The organism is Bradyrhizobium sp. Crot121 (genome assembly GCF_059512385.1).
Genome location: NZ_JCAMOR010000326.1, coordinates 1 through 573 on the forward strand (window position 1 = coordinate 1; position 573 = coordinate 573).

1 protein-coding gene is annotated in these 573 nt (G+C 53.2%); it reads left to right on the forward strand.

All coding sequences use genetic code 11. From position 1 onward, the window contains the following. Positions 1 to 266: 266 nt before the first annotated feature. Positions 267 to 573 (forward strand): NADPH-dependent FMN reductase (locus AC5ZGW_RS46790; protein WP_496114219.1); only part of this gene is annotated, 307 nt, incomplete at its 3' end.

Sequence of the window (573 nt, forward strand, 5' to 3'; positions counted from 1 at the left end):
TTCATCGCAGCTGTCAACGCAATGACATCTCAGGCTTGCTGCGGAGCTTTAGCGAAGCGATCGATCTTACCTAGCTAGCAAAGTAAGCGGTTGAGTTAGTCGCACAAGATAGACTGAGGCATTTCATTCCCTTGGTCACGCTTGCGCGCGCCTTCGCTTTCATGCGCTCCATCGAGCGTTCGTTTAGCTTCTAGAGGCCGATATAGGAAAGATGGCGACACACTTGCCGAAAGATTGTCGCCAAAAATGTGCAGTAAGGAGAACGCATGACAGAACGGTCAGTGGCAAACTTTTCGCCGTTAATTGTTGGCATCGGCGGCACATCCAAGGAAGGATCAAACACTGAAAAGGCCTTACGAACTGCCTTACAGGCTGCTGGCAATCGAGGAGCGAGAACGCGACTCTTTGGCGGCGCCGAGCTCTATCGCCTTCCGATCTTTCATCCCGGTGCGTCGCCGACGGCCATACAGCAGGAGTTTGTATCTATGGTGAGAGAGGCGGACGGCATCATCGTTGCAAGTCCCGCTTACCACGGCAGCGTATCCGGCATTATCAAGAACGCGTTGGATACGC